The following is a 17,905-nucleotide window of genomic DNA, read 5'->3' as shown; positions in this document are numbered from 1 at the left end:
GGCCAACGAGCCACGGGAGAAAACATGCCAAAGGATTTTGAGCGGTGGGATGTGCTGGTTCGCGACCGGCAGCGGATCGGGGTCCTCTACCGGAACCTGGAATCGAATGTCTTGCTGACCCGCGTCCTGGTGGAGGACGATGTCGAACCCTACCGGGCCGAGTCGCGGGTGCGGCTGGACCCGGCCGCCAATAGCTGGGAACTGAGCTGGTTCCGGGACCGGAGCATGGACCAGGCCCGGCTCATGCGCCGGGAACCACAGGGTTCACCCGTGGACTCCATGCCGAGCTTTGCCGACATCCTCATGGTGATGCGCGCCATCGAGGACCCGGAAAACCAGATGGTGTACTGGCGCCTGAACGAGGCGGGCCAGGAAGCGCTGGATCCCGGGGTCCATCCTCCCGCGGAACCCAATGCGCACATCCGGCGGGTCGGCCCGCCCGAGGAGCTTTCCATCCCGCTGGGCACCACCCTCACCGCCCGGCGCTTTGAGGCCTGGGCGGATGGGTTGTTGGTTGCCACCCACTGGGTCAACGCGGACAACGAGCTGGTGTGCACCCGCTGGGGCGCGAGCCTCACCGCGTTCGGGGTGCCCGGGGACCCCAGCGACGCCGGCTGGCTCTCGCTGTCGGGGCTCGATGACTCGACCGTCGACTTCATGACCCACGGATTTGGCGACGGGCGATAGCCGCCCTGCCGTCGAGGGGCCGGGCAAGGCGGGACCTAGATAAAGAGCAGGACCTGCTCGCCCTTGATCTGCGCGGCGAAGCGCTCCAGCGCGCCGCGTGCGGGTCCCGCAACGGCCTTGCCGTCCTCGGGCTGGAAGTAGGAGCCATGGCAGGAGCAGTAGAAGGCCTCGCCCTCGGGCGCCTTCGCGCCCACGGCGCACCCCTGGTGGGTGCAAATCGCGGTGTAGGCCAGCACGGTATGGCGGTTGGGACGGAAAAGCAGAAAGCCCGCCTCCTGGCCGGCTTCCTCGCCCCGGGTGCGCACGGCGGAGACCGCCAGCCGGGTGCCAACGGCCAATTCCGCGGTGGTCGCCACGACGGTGCCCGCCCCGACGGGCTCGGGCGGGGCTGAGGGCACGTTGTTCGGCGCCGCGGAGGAACCGTCGCCGCAGGCGGCCAGGGCCAGGGTGGCGCCGGCGGCCACGGTGGTGCCGACGAAGGCCCGGCGCGTGCCGGGGGAGGAAAGCGGATTCATGCACCCCATCATTCCATGCACGCGCACGGGAAGGGCCGAGTCGGGGTGCGATGTCACTTACACCCGCGGCAGTGGCGGATCAGAGGTAGATCTTGACCTTGTCGCCCTCGATGGCGGCGGCGAATCTCGCCAGCGACTTCTTGGCCGGCCCCTGGGCGACCGAGCCGTCGGTCTTGGAGAACTGGGAGCCGTGGCAGGGGCACTCGAAGACCTCGCCGCTGCCGGTGCCGACCTTGCAGCCCTGGTGAGTGCACACCGAGGTGTAGGCCAGGACGGTTGACTCGTCGGGGCGGTAGAGCAGGTAGCCGCGCCCGTCGACGGTGACGGAGGCGGTGCCCTGCACCGGCAGCTTCGCCGCGTCGATCGCGTCGGTGGCCGTGCCGGTGGATTCGGGGAGGTCCTGGGCCTTGTCGCCGGAGCCGCATGACACCAAGGTCACCGCCGCGCCGGCAACCAGCGAGGCCTCAATGACACTGCGGCGGGTGGGCAGCAGAGTGATCTTTTGTTTCATACCCAAAGTGTCGCGCAGAATCGATTCGAGGTCGATGGATGGGCCGCAGGAATCTTCCTCCGGCGGCCCATCCGGTGCGGCGGGAGCGGGATCAGCCCCGGTCCCGGTGGAACTTCGCGCCGTTGACGCGTTCGGAGGCGCCCACCTGGTCCAGGTACGGGGTGATGCCGCCCAGGTGCATGGGCCATCCCGCGCCCATGACCATGCACAGGTCGATGTCCTCGGGACCCGCGACCACGCCCTCGGCGAGCATTAACCCGATCTCCTGGGCCAGAGCGTCCTGGGTGCGCCGTAGCAGTTCCGCTCCGGTGCTCGGGGTGTTCCCGAAGGACAGCAGCTTCAGCGTGGAGGAGGGAATCTCCTCCCCGCCGTCGGCGGCAGGTGCCCAGAGCGACTTGATGCCGTGGGAGATGAGCACCTCCTGGTTGCCCGAGACGTGGAAGCGCTCGCCGAAGGCGGCGTGCAGCGATTCGGAGACGTGGTGCGCCACCGGGATCCCGACCATCGCCAGCAGCGTGAACGGGCTCATGGGGAGCCCCAGGGGGCGCAGTGCCGTGTCCGCCACCTTGGCGTCGGTCCCGTCATCGAAGGCCTTGGCGACCTCGCCCATCAGGCGCAGCAGGATGCGGTTCACCACGAAGGCGGCCTCGTCCGCCACCAGCACGCTGGTCTTGCGCAGCGCCTTGCCCACGGCGAACGCGGTGGCCAGGGCCACCTCGCCGGTTGCCTCGGCGCGCACGATTTCCAGCAGCGGCATCTGCGCCACGGGGTTGAAGAAGTGGAAACCCACCAGGCGTTCGGGGTGTGCCAGGTCCCGGCCCATCTCGGTGACCGAGAGTGAGGAAGTGTTGGTGGCCAGGATGCACTCGGGGGAGACGACGGCCTCGACCTCGGCAAAGACCTGCTTCTTGACAGCCAGTTCCTCGAAGACCGCCTCGATGACGAAGTCGGCGTCGGCGAAGGCGTCCTTGGACACCGAGCCGGTGACCAGGGCCTTGGTGCGGTTGGCCGCGTCGCTGGAGATGCGGCCCTTGGCGAGCTGCTTGTCGACCTCGCCGTGGATGTGGGCCAGCCCCGAGGTGACCCGTGCGGCGTCGATGTCGGTGATGACCACCGGGACCTTGAGGTTCTTGGCGAAGAGCAGGGCCAGCTGGCCGGCCATGAGCCCGGCGCCGACCACCCCGACCTTGGTCACGGGCCGCGCCAGCTTGGCATCCGGGGCGCCGGCGGGGCGCTTGGAGCGCTTCTGCACCAGGTCGAGGAACGCGTACACGGTGTTGTGGAACGCGTGGGTTTGCATCAGTTCGGTCAGCGCCGCGATTTCCAGTGCGGCGGATTCCTTCTGGGTGATGGTGGCGCCGGCCTCGAAGACCTCCAGCACCTTGGCAGGTGCAGGTGCTGCGTTGGAGGTCTTGGCCTCCACGAAGGCCCGGGCCTTGGCCGCGGCGGCCGCCCAGCGTGCGGCGATGTCGGGGTTGCCGTTCGGCTCCACGGCGTTCGGGCGCTGCACCGTGGTTGCGCCGGTGAGCACGCCGTCGGCCCAGAGCAGGGACTGCTCCAGGAAGTCGGCGGGTTCGAACAATGCGTCGGCAATGCCGAGCTTGAATGCGGCGGCGCCGTCCAGGGAGCGGTTGTTGTTCAGCGGGTTTTCGATCATCACGGTCATCGCGGCCTCGGGCCCGGTCAGGCGCGGGAGCCGGTAGACCCCGCCCCAGCCCGGGACCAGCCCGATGAAGGCCTCGGGCAGCCCGATGCCGGTGGCCCCGGTGGAGACGGTGCGGTAGGTGCAGGCCAGGGCGATCTCCAGCCCGCCGCCCAGCGCGACGCCGTTGATGAACGCGAAGGTGGGGACCCCGAGGTCGGCCAGCAGGTCGTAGGCCGCGTGGCCCAGGGTTGCCATGGCGGCGCCGTTTTCCGGGGAGGCCAGCGACTTGACGCCGTTGAGGTCGGCGCCGGCGACGAGGTAGTGGGGCTTCCCGGTGAGCCCCAGGGCCTGGATTTCCCCGGCTGCGGCGCGCTGCTTCTGCGCGGACAGCGCCGCGTGCAGTTCCAGCAGGGTGTTGGGGCCCAGGGTGGTGGGCTTGGTGTGGTCGAACCCGTTGTCCAGGGTCAGCAGCGCCATCGTCCGCCCGCCGGGCAGCCGGACGTCTTCGACCAGGGAGTGGGTGATGATCTCGTGGGGTACCAGCGAGGCGAGGGCTGCGAAGCTTTCAATGGTGCTCTGGCTCATGGCCTTAGGCATCCTTTCCGTAGTCGGCGTGGTGGGGGTTTTCCCAGATGACGGTCCCGCCCATGCCCAACCCGATGCACATGGTGGTCAGGCCGTAGCGGACCGAGGGGTCCTGCTCGAATTGCCGGGCCAGCTGGTTCATCAGGCGCACGCCCGAGGAGGCCAGCGGGTGTCCCACGGCGATGGCGCCGCCGTAGCGGTTCACCCGCGGGTCGGTGTCCTCGATCCCGTAGTGGTCAAGGAAGGAGAGCACCTGGACGGCGAAGGCCTCGTTGATCTCGAACAGCCCGATGTCCTCGATGCCCAGGCCGGCCTGGGCCAGCGCCTTCTCGGTGGCGGGCACCGGCCCGATGCCCATGACCGAGGGCTCGACCCCGGCGAAGGCGTAGGAGACCAGGCGCATCTTCACGCCCAGGCCCAGCTCTTCGGCGGCCTGCGCGCTGGCGAGCACCGCGGCGGTGGCCCCGTCGTTCAGGCCCGCGGCGTTGCCGGGGGTGACCCGGCCGTGGGCGCGGAAGGGGGTGCGCAGTTCGGCAAGCGACTCCAGGGTGGTGCCCGGGCGGGGCGGCTCGTCGGCGGTGTGCAGCTTAAAGCCCTCCCCGGGGCGGCGGGCCGCGACCGGGACCAGGTCCGGCTGGATGTTCCCGGCCTGGTAGGCGGCGGCGAGCTTTTCCTGGGAGGCCACCGCGTAGGCGTCGGCGCGTTCCTTGGTGATGTCGGGGAACCTGTCGTGCAGGTTCTCCGCGGTGTTTCCCATGTTCAGGGCCGCCGGGTCCACGATGCGTTCGGAGAGGAACCTCGGGTTCGGGTCGGCCCCGGCGCCCATGGGGTGGTTGCCCATGTGCTCGACGCCGCCGGCGATGACCACGTCGTAGGCGCCGAAGGCGATGGAGCCGGCAGTGGTGGTCACCGCGGTCATGGCCCCGGCGCACATCCGGTCGATGGCGAATCCCGGGACCGACCGGGGCAGTCCGGCCAGCAGCGCGGCGGTTCGCCCGATGGTCAGGCCCTGGTCCCCGGTCTGCGTGGTGGCGGCGATCGCGACCTCGTCGATGCGTGACGCGGGCAGCGAGGGGTTGCGGCGCATCAGGTCGCGGATGCACTTGACCACGAGGTCGTCGGCGCGGGTGCCGTGGTAGATGCCCTTCTCTCCGGCCTTGCCGAAGGGGGTGCGGACGCCGTCGACGAAGACGACGTCGCGGACCTGCCGCGCGTTGGAAGTGTTCACTGGCTGGGGGCTCACCGGTACTCCTTGTGATCGGGATGGGGATGTGATCCACCCCATACGCTACTGGTGAGTAACTTAGAGTGCAAGCCGCGCCTGCCCGGGCAAGAAAAAAGCCGGGCAGGTTCCTCCCGGTTGCGGAAGGTGCCTGCCCGGCCGTTCATCAGCGCCTGGCCAACTCGTCGGGGTCCAGCAGCGCCACGGTGAGCACCGGGCCCACCAGCTCGATCTGCCATTCACGGGCGCCGAGCGCCCGCAGGGCGGCCGCGACGGTGTCCGGGTCAATCTCCGCCGGCGGGCTCCAGCACAGCCGGCGCAGCGTGTCGGGGGTGAGCAGGTTCTCGGTGGGGATGTTCAGGGACTCCGCGGTGCGGGCCACCCGGGCCCGCGCGGTCTGCAGCCGCGCCGCGGCCACCGGGTCCTTGTCCGCCCAGACCTTGGGCGGGGGCGGGGAGTTGGAGGGCACCTGGTTCGGCGGCAGGTCGGAGGTGGTCGCGGCGTCCTGCAGGGCGCGCAGCCACTTCGGGGCGTCCTTGGCCGCGGAGCGGCCGTGGAAGCCGGGGGTCTTCAGCAGCGCCGGAACGCTCTTGGGCATGGCCCTGGCCGCGGCGACCAGCGCCGAGTCCGGGATCAGCCGGCCCGGCGCGGTGTCCCGGGTCTGGGCCAGCGACTCGCGGGTCTCCCAGAGGGCGCGCACCGCGGCCAGCGTCCGGCGGTCGCGGATCTGGTGCAGGCCCGAGGTGCGGCGCCACGGGTCCACGCGGGGAGGGGCAGGGGGAGCGGTGCGCACCGCCTCGAATTCCTCCTCGGCGAAGCCGAGCTTGCCGTCGGCTGACAGGATCTTGATCAGTTCCTCGCGCAGCCGGTCCAGGACCTCGACGTCCAGCGCCGCATAGCGCAGCCACGGCTCGGGCAGCGGGCGGGTTGACCAGTCGGCGGCCGAGTGCTCCTTGGCCAGGCGCAGCCCCAGCAGGGACTCCACGGCCGGGCCCAGGCCCACGCGCGGCAGCCCGGCAATGCGGGCGGCAAGTTCGGTGTCAAAGAGCCGTGCCGGGTCCATGCCCAGCTCGCGCAGGCAGGGCAGGTCCTGGGAGGCGGCGTGCAGGATCCAGGTTTCGTCCCCGATGGCCTCCTGGATCGGATCCAGGTTCTCGAAGGGCACCGGGTCGATCAGCCAGCTGCCCGATCCCTCGCGGCGCAATTGGACCAGGAAGGCGCGCTGGCCGTAGCGGAAGCCGGAGGCCCGCTCCGCGTCGACGGAGACCGGGCCGGTGCCGGCGGCGATGGCACGCGCGGCGCGGCGCAGGCCGGGCTCGGTGGTGATGACCTCGGGCACCCCGTCGCGCGGCATGTCCAGCAGGACGGGCTCCGGGGGAGCCTCCTGCACGGGGTCGGCGGGATCCGGGGCTTGCGCCGGTGCGGACGATTCGTCCGTCACGGCGCTGTGGCTGGGGCTCGTGGCGTGGTGGGTACGGGTCATGGTCTAACGATTCTAGTACCGATTGCGCCGGGGCCCGATGTGCCGGGCCGCGGGGCCGCGGGTTCTAGGAGAGCCGGCGGTGCGGCAGCGCGGTGACGCCGCTGGGCAGCGGGGGCAGGCCGGCGAAGGTGCAGACCATGTCGGCCCAGGCCTCGAGATGGGTGGAGATGTCGTGGTCGCCCGGGGTCCAGGAGGCCCGCAGCTCGATGTCGATGGTCTCGTTGCGGTGCTCCAGGGTGCCGTAGCTTTCGGAGAGCACGCGGGTGGCGGTGCCGCCGGCCTGCCGGTAGTCGGCGCCGGATTCGTTCAGCGCGTCCAGCAGCCAGGTCCAGGCGACCGAGCCGAGCATCGTGTCGTTTCCCATCTCCGATTCCATGCGGGCGCGGATGTAGGTCACGATGCGGAAGGTGCCGTCCCAGAGCGCGGAGCCCGCGGGATCGTGCAGCAGCACGAAGCGGCCGGTGGCCAGTTCCTCGGCGTGCGCCGGCGGGGCGGACTCCGCGGGGGACGCGGTCCTGCGCGCGACGCGTTCATAGACATCGGCGGAGAGGGCCAGGGCGTAGGGTGCCAGCCGGGCCGGGGCCGGGATCTCCTGGAGGTGGATCTCCCGCCGGCAGCTGGCGCGGCGAACCGCGGCCAGGGCCTCGAGGAAGGCTGGCGGCACTGCTTGGACTGGTCCGTTTGATGTCACATGGCGAGTCTAAAGTGCGGCCATGGCTTGGCCGCCTGCGGCACGCCGGGGAGCGGAAGGGCGTTGTGCCCCCGCTCACCGGCGACCGGTGGCAACCTACTGCTTGGCAAGTTCCTCGGTGAGTGCGGCGACGAAGGAATCGACGTCCGCCTCGGTGGTGTCGAAGGAGCACATCCAGCGCACCTGGCCGGCGGAGCGGTCCCAGTCATAGAAGCGGAAGCGCTCGCGCAGGCGGTCCGCCACCGCGTTGGGCAGCGCGGCGAACACGCCGTTGGATTCGGTCGGGTACACCAGCTCCACCCCGTCGGTTGCCGCGACCGCGGCCGAGAGCCTGGCGGCCATGGCGTTGGCGTGGGCGGCGGAGCGCAGCCACAGGTCGGTGCCGTAGAGGGCCAGCAGCTGGGCGGAGATGAAGCGCATCTTGGAGGCCAGCTGCATGTTCATCTTGCGCAGGTACTTCATCGACTCGGCCGGGCCCTCGGTGAGGGTCACGATGCCCTCGCCGAACATGATGCCGTTCTTGGTGCCGCCCAGGGACAGGATGTCGATCCCGGTGCCGGTGGTCATCTCGCCCAGGCCCGTGCCCAGGGCGGCGGCGGCGTTGGAGAGCCGGGCGCCGTCCATGTGCACGCGCATGCCCAGGGAGTGGGCGTGCTCGGTGATGGCCCGCAGTTCCCCGAGGGTGTAGAGGGTGCCCAGCTCGGTGGACTGGGTCAGCGAGACGGCAAGCGGCTGGGCGCGGTGCTCGTCCCCCCAGCCCCAGGCCTCGAGGTCGATGAGCTCCGGGGTGAGCTTGCCGTCGGGTGTGGGCACGGAGAGCAGCTTCATGCCGCCGATGCGTTCGGGTGCGCCGTTCTCGTCGACGTTGATGTGGGCGCTGTCGGCGCAGATGACCGCGCCCCAGCGCGGCAGCAGCGACTGCAGGGCCGTGACGTTGGCGCCGGTGCCGTTGAACACCGGGAAGATCGTGGCCGTCTCGCCGAAGTGCGAGGCGATGACGCGTCCGAGCTCCGCGGTGTACTGGTCCTCTCCGTAGGAGACCTGGTGCCCGCCGTTGGCCTCGGCCAGGGCGGAAAGGACCTCGGGGTGGATCCCGGAGTAGTTGTCCGAGGCGAAGCCGCGCACCGAGGGGTCGTGGATCATGGAAGTCACTGGCATGGGGTCCTTACGGGGGATTGCAGGGGGGATGGGGGAGAGGGGTGCTAGCGGGTGGGCAGGTGGATCCGCGCGCCGTTGAGTGCGTCGGCATCGCCGGAGAAAAGCTCGATGGCCGCCGCGCCGAGTGTGGCGACGTCGGTGAAGCCGGCGGTGCCGCGCTCCGGGTGCGCCGCGCGGGTTGCGGCGTCGGTGAACGCCTTGACGACCCAGACGGCGGCGGCGGCGCGCTGGGGAACCGGGTGCTCCTTGTTCCCCGACTGGGCGGTGCGCAGTTCCGCGGCCACCGAGCGCATCCAGGCCTCGGCTCCGGCCTTGGCCGTGGTGTAGTTGGCGTTGGAACCCGACGGGGCGTCCACCGCGGTGGCCGAGACGATGGCGGCCCGGCCGCACCGCGAGGCCACCAGGTCGTCGCGGAAGACCCGGGTGGTGTTGCGCAGCGTGGTGACGACCTGGGTGTGCAGGAATTCGTAGTCGTCGTCGCCCTGCCCGGCCAGGCCCTTGCCGCCGCGCCAGCCGCCGACCAGGTGCAGCAGCCCGTCGATGGGGCCTCGCTCGACATCGATCAGCTGGCGCAGCTCGGTCACCGCCGCGTGGTTGGCCAGGTCGACCTCGTAGCGCCCGTGCACGAAGGGCAGCCGCTCGGCCAGCCGCCCGGCGTTGGAGCCGGCGGCCAGCACCGTGGCGCCGGCCGCGCACAGCGCGTGCGCCGCCGCGACGCCCGAGGCGCTGGTCGCCCCGGCAATGAGTACTCTCAAGTCAGTGAGGTCAGCCATGAAACAGATTCTAGCCTTCGATTCCGGGGTCGGCGGGTGTGCTAGATGGACGAGGTGCCGGTGATGCCGACGGTGGAGTCGATGACGGGACGCAATTTCTTGGCCAGTGCCTCGTAGAACATCGAGTGCGGGAACTCGTCGTCGAGGACCTGGTTGGTCGTCTCGCGCAGCGGGCCGGCAAGCGGCAGCGCGTCGGGCCCCTTGGCCCAGACGGAGGCCGGGTGCGGGGTCAGCGTTGCGGAGACCAGCTCGTAGGCCGCCAGCCAGTGGGCGATCTTCGGGCGGTCGATCGAGCGCCAGTACAGTTCGTCGATGGCGTCGCCCAGGGCCGAAACCACCGCGGGGACCTGGTCCCAGTCGATGGACAGCTTGGTGTCGGTCCAGTGCAGCACATGGTGCTGGTGCATCCAGGCGAAGAGCAGCTGGCCGCCCACGGCGTCGTAGTTGCGGGTGCGCGTGCCGGTGATGGCGAAGCGGAAGATCCGGTCGAAGATCACCGCATACTGGACCAGCTTGGCGCGGTGGCGGGTGGTTTCGTCGGCGGAGGCCGCGTTGGCGATCTTGACGCATTCGCGGAAGGCGGTCAGGTCGCAGCGCAGCTCCTCGAGCGAGTACAGGAAGTAGGGCATGCGCTGCTTGATCATGAACGGGTCGAAGGGCAGGTCCCCGCGCATGTGGGTGCGGTCGTGGATCAGGTCCCACATCACGAAGGTCTCCTCGGTGAGGCTTTGGTCCCCGAGCATTTCAGCGGCATCCGCGGGCAGTTCCAGGTTGGTGATCTCCGCGGCGGACTTCAGCACGCGGCGGAAGCGTGCCGCCTCGCGGTCCTGGAAGATGGCCCCCCAGGTGAAGGCGGGCGTTTCGCGGATGGCGACCGATTCGGGGAAGAGCACCGCCGAGTTGGTGTCATAGCCGGGGGTGAAGTCCAGGAAGCGCAGCGGGACGAAGAGCTTGTTGGAGTAGTCCCCGGACTCCAGGCCGGAGATGAACTCGGGCCAGATGACCTCGACGAGCACAGCTTCAAGCAACCTGTCGGTGGACCCGTTCTGCGTGTACATCGGGAAGAGCACCAGGTGGCGCAATCCGTCCTCGCGCGCCAGCTGCGGTGCGAACGCCTGCAGGGAGTCGAGGAAGTCGGGGACCCCGAAGCCCGCCCGGGACCAGTTGTCCAGGTCGGCGGCGAGCCCCCGAAAGTAGGCGGCATCGTGCGGGAAGTGCGGGGCCAGTGCCTCCAGCGACTCGGCGATTGTTCCCGCCAGGGCCGCGGCGCGCGGCTTGTCGGCATCCACCGGCACCGAGCCGTCCTGTCCCTGCAGGCCCTGGAACTCGGTGGCGGCGTTCTTCAGTGCCAGCCAGGGCCCGGAGGTGACGAGTTCCGCGTTGGACAGCGGCTTGGGAAGAGTTGCCTGGGACATGGTGGGGGACCCCTTTCGGTACGGCCGGACACGCCGCGCGGATGCTGCGGAACTTGGCTTGGCTCCAGCGTACTGAGGGGTCATGGTTGCTGATTGAAATACGGCTCTAGCATCAGCAATACTGTTGCAAGTGCCGTGGGGCGGGCACCAAGGCATGCGCACGGGGAATGCTCGGGCCCCGGGTCATCGCGATGCCCCCGGGCCCGGGCCCAAACCGCGGGGTGCCGGCTAGCTCGACTTCAGCCGCAGCGAGACCGAATTCATGCAATAGCGCTGGTCGGTGGGGGTATTGAAGCCCTCGCCCTCGAAGACGTGGCCCAGGTGCGAATCGCAGGCGGAGCAGCGCACCTCGACCCTGACCATGCCGAGCGTGGAGTCGCGGATGTAGCGGACCCGGTCCTCCGCCAACGGGGCGAAGAAGGAGGGCCACCCGCAGTTGGCATCGAACTTGGCGTTGGAGGTGAAGAGTTCCTGGCCGCAGGCGCGGCATTCATAGACGCCTTCGGTGGTGGTGTCCCAATACTCGCCGGTGAAGGGGCGCTCGGTTCCCGCCTTGCGCAGGACCTGGTACTCCTCGGGGGTCAATTCGGTGCGCCACTGTTCGTCGGTCTTGGTGACGCTTGGCATGTCGGGGGTGCTGGATTCTTCTGGGGGCTGGATATCACTCACACAACGCACAACACCTATGTGGCCGCGCCCATTCCCGCGTGCCCCCGGCGCAACACGGGCGCGGAATCCGGTGCCCGCCAAAACCACAAGACGGTGGCCATTGTTTGCAATGATGGTAGGCATGAAGGAACAACTTTCCCCGAAGCCCCCGCGCGCGCGATCCGCTGGCAAGGGACTGAGCTGGGCATTGCTGGGCGTGGGCATCGGAGCGGCGGCCGGCTCGGTGTTTGCCGGCAGTGTTTCGGCGCTGGCGGCCTACTTCGCGCGCCGCGTGGTGACCCCCGACGCGGAGCCGGACCAGAGCCTGGAGATCCTGGCCCTGGTGCCCACCGAGAAGGGCAGGGACGTGATCCTGTCGGCGAACAAGGATTCCACCGCCCCGGGACGCTACTCGCTGTTCTTCTCGGCCGACACCGGGCACGCGCGCCTGGGCGAGCCCAAGGGCTACCGACCGGGCGACGGCACCGTGACCCGGGAGGTGGAGCAGGTCTACTTCGGCGACCTTGCCGCCGCCGCCCGCGGTCGGTTTTCCGGGATCGTCTATGACTCGCCGGAGGACGTCGACGTCGCGTACAGCGACGTCGAGATCCCCATCATGGGCGGCATGGCCCCGGCCTGGTTCATCAAGGGGGACGCGGAGGCCGACACCTGGGCCATCTGCGTCCACGGCCGCGGCGCCAACCGCAAGGAGGGACTGCGTGCCGTCCCGACGCTGCAGCGCCTGGGGCTCAGCGCACTGCTGGTCTCCTACCGCAACGACGGGGTGGCCCCGGCGGCGGTGGACGGGCGCTACGGGCTGGGCGCCACGGAATGGCCGGACATCGAGGCCGCCATCGACTACGCCCTTGACCACGGCGCGAAGGAAATCCTGCTCTTCGGCTGGTCCATGGGCGGGGCCATCGCCCTGCAGGTGGCGGACAGGTCGCGGCACGCACGCAGGATCGGCGCCCTGGTGCTGGACGGGCCGGTGATCAACTGGATCGACGTGCTCTCGCACCAGGCCAAGCGCAACCGCATCCCCGAGGCCGTGGGCAGGTTCGGCCAATGGCTGCTGGGCAACAAGGCGGGACGCTGGATGACCGGGCTCGCGGCCCCCCTGGACTTGAAGATCCTGAACTGGGTCGAGCGGCACGACCAGTTGCGCATGCCCACCCTGATCCTGCACAGCGAGGACGACGACTTCGTCCCGATCGGCCCCTCGGAACAGCTGACGGAGCTGAGCCCGCAATTGGTGGGCCTGCGCCGCTTCAGCCGCGCCGGGCACACCCGCGAGTGGAACGTCGACCCGCAGCGCTGGGAGGCCGAGGTCGCCGCGTTCGTGACGGGCGTGCTCGATGCACCGCGTCCCGGGGATGCCGCCGCGAACTAGTGGGAGATGTGGGCAACCTCTGCCTCGGTTAGCCGTTGCAGGTCGGCCGGGGCCAGCTCGAGGTCAAGCCCGCGGTGCCCGCCGGAGACGTAGACGGTCTCATGGGCCAGCGCGCCGGCATCAAGCAGCGTGCGCAAGCGGTTGCGCTGGGCCAGCGGCGAAATGCCGCCCACCACGTATCCGGTGCGGCGCTCGGCCACCGCCGGGTCCGCCATCTCCACCTTCTTCAGGCCCAGGGCCGTGGCCATGGCCTTGAGGTCCAGGGTCCGGTCGACCGGAATGATGCCCACCACCAGGGCCGCGGGCCCGGGTTCTCCGGTGGAGACCAGCAGCGTCTTGAACACCCTGCCCGGGGGAACGCCGATGGCCTCGGCGGCCTCCAGCCCGTAGTTGTCCACGGCCGGGTCGTGGGTGTAGGAGTGAACCGTATAGGGGACGGACTCGCGGTCCAGCAGCGTGGTCGCGGGCGTGCCGGTCGAATGCGTGCTCTTCTTCTTGGACATGGGCTTTCGGGATCCTCCAAAAACGTGTTTGGGCGCCGGCACGTGCCGACGCCCAAACTTCCTCGATGGTTTCGGCCTAGGAGCCGGCAGCGGCAACCCGCTCGCTGACCTGTCGCTTGATACGGGCAAGCATGGCACTCATGCCCCGTAAACGCAACGGCGTCAGGGCCCGGGTCAGCCCCAGCAACTGCGGCATGTCGTCCGGGACGCCAAGCACCTCCGCGGCCGGCAGCCCGTCGAGTCCCTGGTGCAGGACCGAGGCGAAGCCGCGGGTGGTCGGCGCCTGCGGGGGAGCGGAGAAGAACAGGGAGACCCGGTGCTCGCCCCCGGGCTCCACCTCGATGTTCAGGAACAGCGGCGTCTGGCACTCCACGACCTGCTCCAACAGGTCGGGATGCTCGGCCAGGCGTGCCGGGAGCTCGGGGAGCTCCTCGGAGAAGTCAAGCAGCATTTCCAGGCGTTCGGGCTCGGTGACCGACTGGAAGTCCTCGACGATCTCGGCCAGGGCAGCGGGCATCTCGCTCATGGTCCTAGGCTCCGTATCCCGCGGGCACGGCGCCGGGCTCGATGCCCTTGACGATGGGAACGCGCACCGCATTGCCCCATTCGGTCCAGGAACCGTCGTAGTTGCGCACGTTCTCGAAGCCGAGCAGGAACTGCAGGGCAAACCAGGTGTGGCTGGAGCGCTCGCCGATGCGGCAGTAGGTGATGACGTCGTCGCCCGCCGCCAGCCCGGCCTCGCCCAGGTAGATTTCCTCGAGCTCGGCACGGGACTTGAACGTGCCGTCCTCGGCCGCCGCCTTGGCCCACGGAACGGAGGCGGCCGTCGGAATGTGCCCCCCGCGCAGCGTGCCCTCCTCCGGGTATGCGGGCATGTGGGTGCGCTCGCCGGTGTATTCCTCGGTGGAGCGCACATCGATCATGGGCTTGCCGAAGTGCCCCAGCACCTCGGGCAGGAATGCGCGGATGACGGTGTCGTCGCGCTCGATGACCGGGTAGCTGGCCGGCACGGCCACGGGCTTTTCGCGGGTGGTCTCCCGGCCCTCGGCGATCCACTTGTCGCGGCCGCCGTCCAGCAGGCGGACGTCCGCGTGGCCGAAGAGGGTGAAGACCCACAGCGCGTAGGCAGCCCACCAGTTGGACTTGTCGCCGTAGATCACCACGGTGGAGTCGCGGCCGATGCCCTTGGCTGCCATCAGCGCGGCGAAGCGCTCGCCGTCGACGTAGTCGCGGGTGTCTTCGTCGTTGAGCTCGGTGTGCCAGTCGACCTTCACCGCTCCGGGGATGTGGCCGGTGTCGTAGAGCAGGATGTCCTCGTTGGATTCGACAATCACCAGGCCCTCGGTGGACAGGTTTGCCGCCAGCCATTCGGTGGAGACCAGCCGTTCGGGGTGGGCGTAGTTGGCGAATGACGGATTGGAATCGATGGGAAGGCTCATGGTGAATTGACCTCGCAACAAGAAAATCGGGGAAATGGTGTTGCTTCCAGCCTAGCGATCCGGGGCCCTGCCGGCGGCGAACCACTGTCATTCGACGCCATATTTCGCTCCAAGCGTCGGCCTTTGCGCCGGGGGCCGCGGGCCGGCGCCTGAAGGGCGCGACCCCCGTTTTAGTGGTTGTCGAATGTGTGGGCATAAAATGGCGGGGGCGTGTCTTTGCGCCGCGCACGCACACCACCACCCGAAGATTTAAGGACCGTTCCGCCGTATGGCCACGATTACGCATCTTTCCCAACGGACCCCCACGGTCTCCATCGACGACCTGCTTGCCGGCTTCCACCCGTCCTACCGCTTCGGAGAGGTGTCCTTCGACACCTACCGGCCGGACCCGGCCTGGCCCACCCAGGCCGAGGCGGTCACGAAGCTCAAGCACTTTGCCTCGACCATCGGCAATTCCAAGGGCGGCTTCCTGGGCAAGCTCTTTGGCAAAAAGAAGGTCGAGAAGTCGGGCATGTACCTCGACGGCGGATTCGGCGTCGGCAAGACCCACCTGCTGGCCTCGCTGTGGCACCTGGCCCCGGGCCGCAAGGCGTTCGGCACCTTCGTGGAGTACACCAACCTCGTCGGCGCCCTGTCGTTCCGCCAGACCGTCGAGGTGCTCAGCGGCTACTCGCTGGTTTGCATCGATGAATTCGAGCTCGACGACCCGGGAGACACCGTGCTGATGTCCCGTCTCATGCGCGAGCTCTCCGATGCCGGCGTGAAGATCGCGGCGACCTCCAACACCCTGCCCGGCGCACTGGGGGAGGGGCGCTTTGCCGCGGTGGACTTCCAGCGCGAGATCAAGGTGCTCTCCGAGCAGTTCGACGTGCACCGCGTCGAAGGCGTTGACTTCCGCCACCGTGGACTGCCCGACGCGCCGGTGCCCCTGGAGGACGGCTTCATCGAGGAATTCGCCGTCGAGCGCTACGGGGACAAGACCTTCGCCGTCGACGAGTTCTCCGACCTCATCGGGCACATGTCCAAGGTCCACCCCAGCCGGTACCGCGCCTTGCTGGCCGAGACCGACGTGCTGGTCCTGCACAACGTCGAAACCATCACCGAGCAGGCCGTTGCGCTGCGCTTCGTGGTGCTGGCCGACCGCCTGTACGACAAGGACGTGCCGATCATCGCCTCGGGCAAGCCGTTCAGCGAGCTGTTCACCCCGGAAATGATGGCCGGCGGCTACCAGAAGAAGTACTTCCGGGCCGTCTCGCGCCTCACCGCACTGGCCCGCGAAGGCCAGACCGGGGAACCGGCGCTCTAGACTCCAGCCATGAAGGCCGTGACTGCCCGAATCCGCAAGCCCCGTCTTTTCGAGGGGGAGCGGGGCGGGCGCCACGGCCTTTTTCGTGCATTCCCCGGGGCCAACGACTCCGCGGGTGGAACCTGCGCCGGGTCAGTGGCGCTTGCGTTCGATGAGCAGACGCAGCGCCAGGCCCGCAACCAACGCCCAGAATGCCCCGCCGATCCCGGCGAAGCTCAGGCCGGATCCGGCAATCAGGAATGCGACCAGGGAACTCATGCGGCTGGAGGGATCCGACAGGGCGGAGGAGGCGGAAGCGCCCAGGGTGCCCAGCAGGGCCAGGCCCGCTGCGGCTTCCAGCAGGCCCTCGGGGCTCGCGGTCGCCAGTGCCGTGATCGCGGCCGACGCCAGCCCGAGCAGCACATAGAAGCCGCCGGACGATACCGCCGCGATCCACCGCCTGGACCGGTCTTCGCCGGCCTCGTCCCCGGCCGCCAGGGCGGCGGAAATCGCCGCAAGGTTAATGGCATGCCCGCCAAGGAATGCCGCCGCGGAACTGCCGATGCCGGTGGCGAGCATGGAGGCGCGCCACGGCGTTTCGTAATTGAAGCTTGCCAGCACCGCCACGCCCGGAACGTTTTGCGACGCCATCGTGACCACGAAAAGCGGCAGGGTGATAGCGGTGAATGCTTCGAGGCTGAATGCCGGGGCGGTGAACTCGAGGCCCGGCAGCAAGTCACCGATCATTCCCGTTGCGCCGGCCTGCCCCAGGGAAAAGCCTGCTATGCCCAGTGCCGCGGCCATCGCGGCGGGAACCGCCCACCGCGGACTCAGCCGCAGGAAGACCAGCCACACCACGATGACCGGTGCGACATGCAGCGGAATGGTGGACAGCGCCACAAATGGTGCCAGACAGAGCTTGAGCAGCACGCCGGCCAGCATGGCCTGGGCCAGGGGGACGGGGATTGCGGCCAGAAGCCGGCCCAGCCAGGGGATGGCCCCGGTGGCTGCAATCAGCACGCCGGTCATGATGAAGGCGCCGACCGCCTCGTTCCAACCGAAGTTCACGGCAGCGGCCCCGGCCAGCAACGCGGCACCGGGGGTCGACCAAGCGGTGGTGATCGGTCGCTTGGTGAACCACGCCAGACCGACTGCACAAATGGCCAGTGCAATGGTGAGGGCGAAAAGCCCCGAGGCGGCCTGGGCGTCCGTCGCCCCGACGGCCTTGAGCCCGGTCAGCACCACGGCAAAGGACGAGGTGTATCCGACCAAGGCGGTGACAAGACCCGCCATGATCGGCTGCGCAAGTGCGGATCGCCGTGGAGGGCCGGGTATGGCGGTGGAGGTCAAATCGCTTCTTTCCGTGCAAACGACAGGTGCCGGTTCCGCCTCACGGCGGTACCGGCACCCGTTTGTCGTGCCTAGGGCAAGAGTCCTAGTAAACCAGGCAGGGACCTAGACGGTCGGCGTGCCGCCGTCGCCTTGATCCTTGTTGAGGTGGTCCTTGACGCCATCCTGGACCCTGTCGACGTGCTCGGAGAACTTGCCCCCGGTCTTTTCGTCGATGAAGTCGCCGGCGTTGTCAATGGCGCCACCAATCTTGTCCGAGTTTTCGTGAATCAACTCGGCCGCCTTGTCCTTCAGTTCTGCGGCCTTGCCCTTCAGCTCGTCAAAAATAGACAAAAGGCACCTCTTCTCGATAGTGGGGGCATGGAAAGCCCCCGTCTACGATTCATCCTATGCGCAGGCGCGTCCGAATCAAGGGAATTTAGGTGAATTTCTTCCTCGATGTCGCTCTGACTTGCAACTATTCGACCAAAACAAAGCCGGGACTGCCCCTTGCAGCAAGCGCAGGGGTTGCGGGATACCCTGAAATTCCCTGTGTGGGGCCATGTTCGGACGCCTCAGGGGCGGGGTGCGTGCCACCGTGCGGGCCCATGGGGCGGTCCCTTCAG

General features: G+C 68.9%; 18 protein-coding genes. 3 read left to right on the top strand and 15 right to left on the bottom strand.

Features of this window, described 5'->3' with window-relative positions; genetic code table 11:
* Positions 1–24: 24 nt before the first annotated feature.
* The gene (locus KRR55_RS14365) at positions 25–687 is read left to right on the top strand and encodes a hypothetical protein (RefSeq protein WP_217389805.1); all 663 of its coding nucleotides are present in this window, start codon (positions 25–27) and stop codon (positions 685–687) included.
* 35 nt (positions 688–722) lie between these two features.
* On the opposite strand, the gene KRR55_RS14360 is transcribed toward KRR55_RS14365, so the two are convergent.
* From KRR55_RS14360 to msrB, 10 genes are all read right to left on the bottom strand, one after another.
* Positions 723–1,202, bottom strand: a complete 480-nt coding sequence (locus KRR55_RS14360; RefSeq protein ID WP_217389804.1) for a Rieske (2Fe-2S) protein — start codon at positions 1,200–1,202, stop codon at positions 723–725.
* A 79-nt stretch (positions 1,203–1,281) separates the two neighbouring features.
* A complete protein-coding gene (locus KRR55_RS14355) occupies positions 1,282–1,713 on the bottom strand; it encodes a QcrA and Rieske domain-containing protein (RefSeq protein ID WP_217389803.1) in 432 nt (143 codons plus the stop codon).
* A 91-nt stretch (positions 1,714–1,804) separates the two neighbouring features.
* The gene (locus tag KRR55_RS14350; RefSeq protein WP_217389802.1) at positions 1,805–3,943 is read right to left on the bottom strand and encodes a 3-hydroxyacyl-CoA dehydrogenase NAD-binding domain-containing protein; all 2,139 of its coding nucleotides are present in this window, start codon (positions 3,941–3,943) and stop codon (positions 1,805–1,807) included.
* 4 nt (positions 3,944–3,947) lie between these two features.
* Positions 3,948–5,186, bottom strand: coding sequence for a thiolase family protein (locus KRR55_RS14345; protein ID WP_217389801.1), 1,239 nt, complete (start codon positions 5,184–5,186; stop codon positions 3,948–3,950).
* 145 nt (positions 5,187–5,331) lie between these two features.
* A complete protein-coding gene (locus KRR55_RS14340) occupies positions 5,332–6,648 on the bottom strand; it encodes an HRDC domain-containing protein (protein WP_217389800.1) in 1,317 nt (438 codons plus the stop codon).
* A 64-nt stretch (positions 6,649–6,712) separates the two neighbouring features.
* The gene (locus tag KRR55_RS14335) at positions 6,713–7,339 is read right to left on the bottom strand and encodes a DUF3000 domain-containing protein (protein ID WP_336245127.1); all 627 of its coding nucleotides are present in this window, start codon (positions 7,337–7,339) and stop codon (positions 6,713–6,715) included.
* Positions 7,340–7,435: 96 nt separating this feature from the next.
* The gene (locus tag KRR55_RS14330; protein WP_217389799.1) at positions 7,436–8,497 is read right to left on the bottom strand and encodes a threonine aldolase family protein; all 1,062 of its coding nucleotides are present in this window, start codon (positions 8,495–8,497) and stop codon (positions 7,436–7,438) included.
* Positions 8,498–8,541: 44 nt separating this feature from the next.
* Positions 8,542–9,270: an SDR family NAD(P)-dependent oxidoreductase gene (locus KRR55_RS14325; protein ID WP_217389798.1), complete on the bottom strand. Its 729-nt coding sequence runs from the start codon at positions 9,268–9,270 to the stop codon at positions 8,542–8,544.
* 41 nt (positions 9,271–9,311) lie between these two features.
* Positions 9,312–10,685, bottom strand: a complete 1,374-nt coding sequence (locus KRR55_RS14320) for a DUF6421 family protein (RefSeq protein ID WP_217389797.1) — start codon at positions 10,683–10,685, stop codon at positions 9,312–9,314.
* Between the two features lie 228 nt (positions 10,686–10,913).
* Positions 10,914–11,312: a peptide-methionine (R)-S-oxide reductase MsrB gene (gene msrB, locus KRR55_RS14315; protein ID WP_217389979.1), complete on the bottom strand. Its 399-nt coding sequence runs from the start codon at positions 11,310–11,312 to the stop codon at positions 10,914–10,916.
* 163 nt (positions 11,313–11,475) lie between these two features.
* Here msrB and KRR55_RS14310 point away from each other — a divergent pair, with 163 nt between their 5' ends.
* On the top strand, positions 11,476–12,723 hold the full coding sequence (locus KRR55_RS14310; RefSeq protein WP_217389796.1) for an alpha/beta hydrolase: 1,248 nt from the start codon (positions 11,476–11,478) through the stop codon (positions 12,721–12,723).
* On the opposite strand, the gene ybaK is transcribed toward KRR55_RS14310, so the two are convergent.
* The 3 genes from ybaK to KRR55_RS14295 all read right to left on the bottom strand — a co-directional run bounded on the left by ybaK (position 12,720) and on the right by KRR55_RS14295 (position 14,665).
* A complete protein-coding gene (gene ybaK, locus KRR55_RS14305; protein WP_217389795.1) occupies positions 12,720–13,226 on the bottom strand; it encodes a Cys-tRNA(Pro) deacylase in 507 nt (168 codons plus the stop codon). The genes KRR55_RS14310 and ybaK overlap by 4 nt on opposite strands.
* Before the next feature lie 76 nt (positions 13,227–13,302).
* Positions 13,303–13,743 (bottom strand): SufE family protein, encoded by a 441-nt coding sequence (locus KRR55_RS14300; RefSeq protein WP_217389978.1) that lies wholly within the window; start codon positions 13,741–13,743, stop codon positions 13,303–13,305.
* A gap of 13 nt (positions 13,744–13,756) precedes the next feature.
* Positions 13,757–14,665 (bottom strand): sulfurtransferase, encoded by a 909-nt coding sequence (locus tag KRR55_RS14295; RefSeq protein WP_217389794.1) that lies wholly within the window; start codon positions 14,663–14,665, stop codon positions 13,757–13,759.
* Between the two features lie 268 nt (positions 14,666–14,933).
* On the opposite strand from KRR55_RS14295, the gene zapE reads away from it, so the two are divergent.
* A complete protein-coding gene (gene zapE, locus KRR55_RS14290) occupies positions 14,934–15,971 on the top strand; it encodes a cell division protein ZapE (RefSeq protein ID WP_217389793.1) in 1,038 nt (345 codons plus the stop codon).
* 132 nt (positions 15,972–16,103) lie between these two features.
* Here zapE and KRR55_RS14285 read toward each other — a convergent pair whose 3' ends face one another.
* Positions 16,104–17,243: a benzoate/H(+) symporter BenE family transporter gene (locus tag KRR55_RS14285; protein ID WP_217389792.1), complete on the bottom strand. Its 1,140-nt coding sequence runs from the start codon at positions 17,241–17,243 to the stop codon at positions 16,104–16,106.
* Between the two features lie 162 nt (positions 17,244–17,405).
* Positions 17,406–17,633, bottom strand: coding sequence for an antitoxin (locus tag KRR55_RS14280; RefSeq protein ID WP_217389791.1), 228 nt, complete (start codon positions 17,631–17,633; stop codon positions 17,406–17,408).
* Between the last annotated feature and the right edge of the window lie 272 nt (positions 17,634–17,905).

The organism is Paeniglutamicibacter quisquiliarum (genome assembly GCF_019084045.1).
Taxonomy (GTDB): Bacteria; Actinomycetota; Actinomycetes; order Actinomycetales; family Micrococcaceae; genus Paeniglutamicibacter; species Paeniglutamicibacter quisquiliarum.
This window is presented reverse-complemented; position numbering and strand designations above follow the sequence as displayed.

Bases quoted from the DNA above. Each gene is read 5' to 3' on its own strand.
- KRR55_RS14365 (WP_217389805.1), top strand. From the start codon at position 25: ATGCCAAAGGATTTTGAGCGGTGGGATGTGCTGGTTCGCGACCGGCAG.
- KRR55_RS14360 (WP_217389804.1), bottom strand. From the start codon at position 1,202: ATGAATCCGCTTTCCTCCCCCGGCACGCGCCGGGCCTTCGTCGGCACC.
- KRR55_RS14355 (WP_217389803.1), bottom strand. From the start codon at position 1,713: ATGAAACAAAAGATCACTCTGCTGCCCACCCGCCGCAGTGTCATTGAG.
- KRR55_RS14350 (WP_217389802.1), bottom strand. From the start codon at position 3,943: ATGAGCCAGAGCACCATTGAAAGCTTCGCAGCCCTCGCCTCGCTGGTA.
- KRR55_RS14340 (WP_217389800.1), bottom strand. From the start codon at position 6,648: ATGACCCGTACCCACCACGCCACGAGCCCCAGCCACAGCGCCGTGACG.
- KRR55_RS14330 (WP_217389799.1), bottom strand. From the start codon at position 8,497: ATGCCAGTGACTTCCATGATCCACGACCCCTCGGTGCGCGGCTTCGCC.
- KRR55_RS14325 (WP_217389798.1), bottom strand. From the start codon at position 9,270: ATGGCTGACCTCACTGACTTGAGAGTACTCATTGCCGGGGCGACCAGC.
- KRR55_RS14320 (WP_217389797.1), bottom strand. From the start codon at position 10,685: ATGTCCCAGGCAACTCTTCCCAAGCCGCTGTCCAACGCGGAACTCGTC.
- msrB (WP_217389979.1), bottom strand. From the start codon at position 11,312: ATGCCAAGCGTCACCAAGACCGACGAACAGTGGCGCACCGAATTGACC.
- KRR55_RS14310 (WP_217389796.1), top strand. From the start codon at position 11,476: ATGAAGGAACAACTTTCCCCGAAGCCCCCGCGCGCGCGATCCGCTGGC.
- ybaK (WP_217389795.1), bottom strand. From the start codon at position 13,226: ATGTCCAAGAAGAAGAGCACGCATTCGACCGGCACGCCCGCGACCACG.
- KRR55_RS14300 (WP_217389978.1), bottom strand. From the start codon at position 13,743: ATGCCCGCTGCCCTGGCCGAGATCGTCGAGGACTTCCAGTCGGTCACC.
- KRR55_RS14295 (WP_217389794.1), bottom strand. From the start codon at position 14,665: ATGAGCCTTCCCATCGATTCCAATCCGTCATTCGCCAACTACGCCCAC.
- zapE (WP_217389793.1), top strand. From the start codon at position 14,934: ATGGCCACGATTACGCATCTTTCCCAACGGACCCCCACGGTCTCCATC.
- KRR55_RS14285 (WP_217389792.1), bottom strand. From the start codon at position 17,243: ATGGCGGGTCTTGTCACCGCCTTGGTCGGATACACCTCGTCCTTTGCC.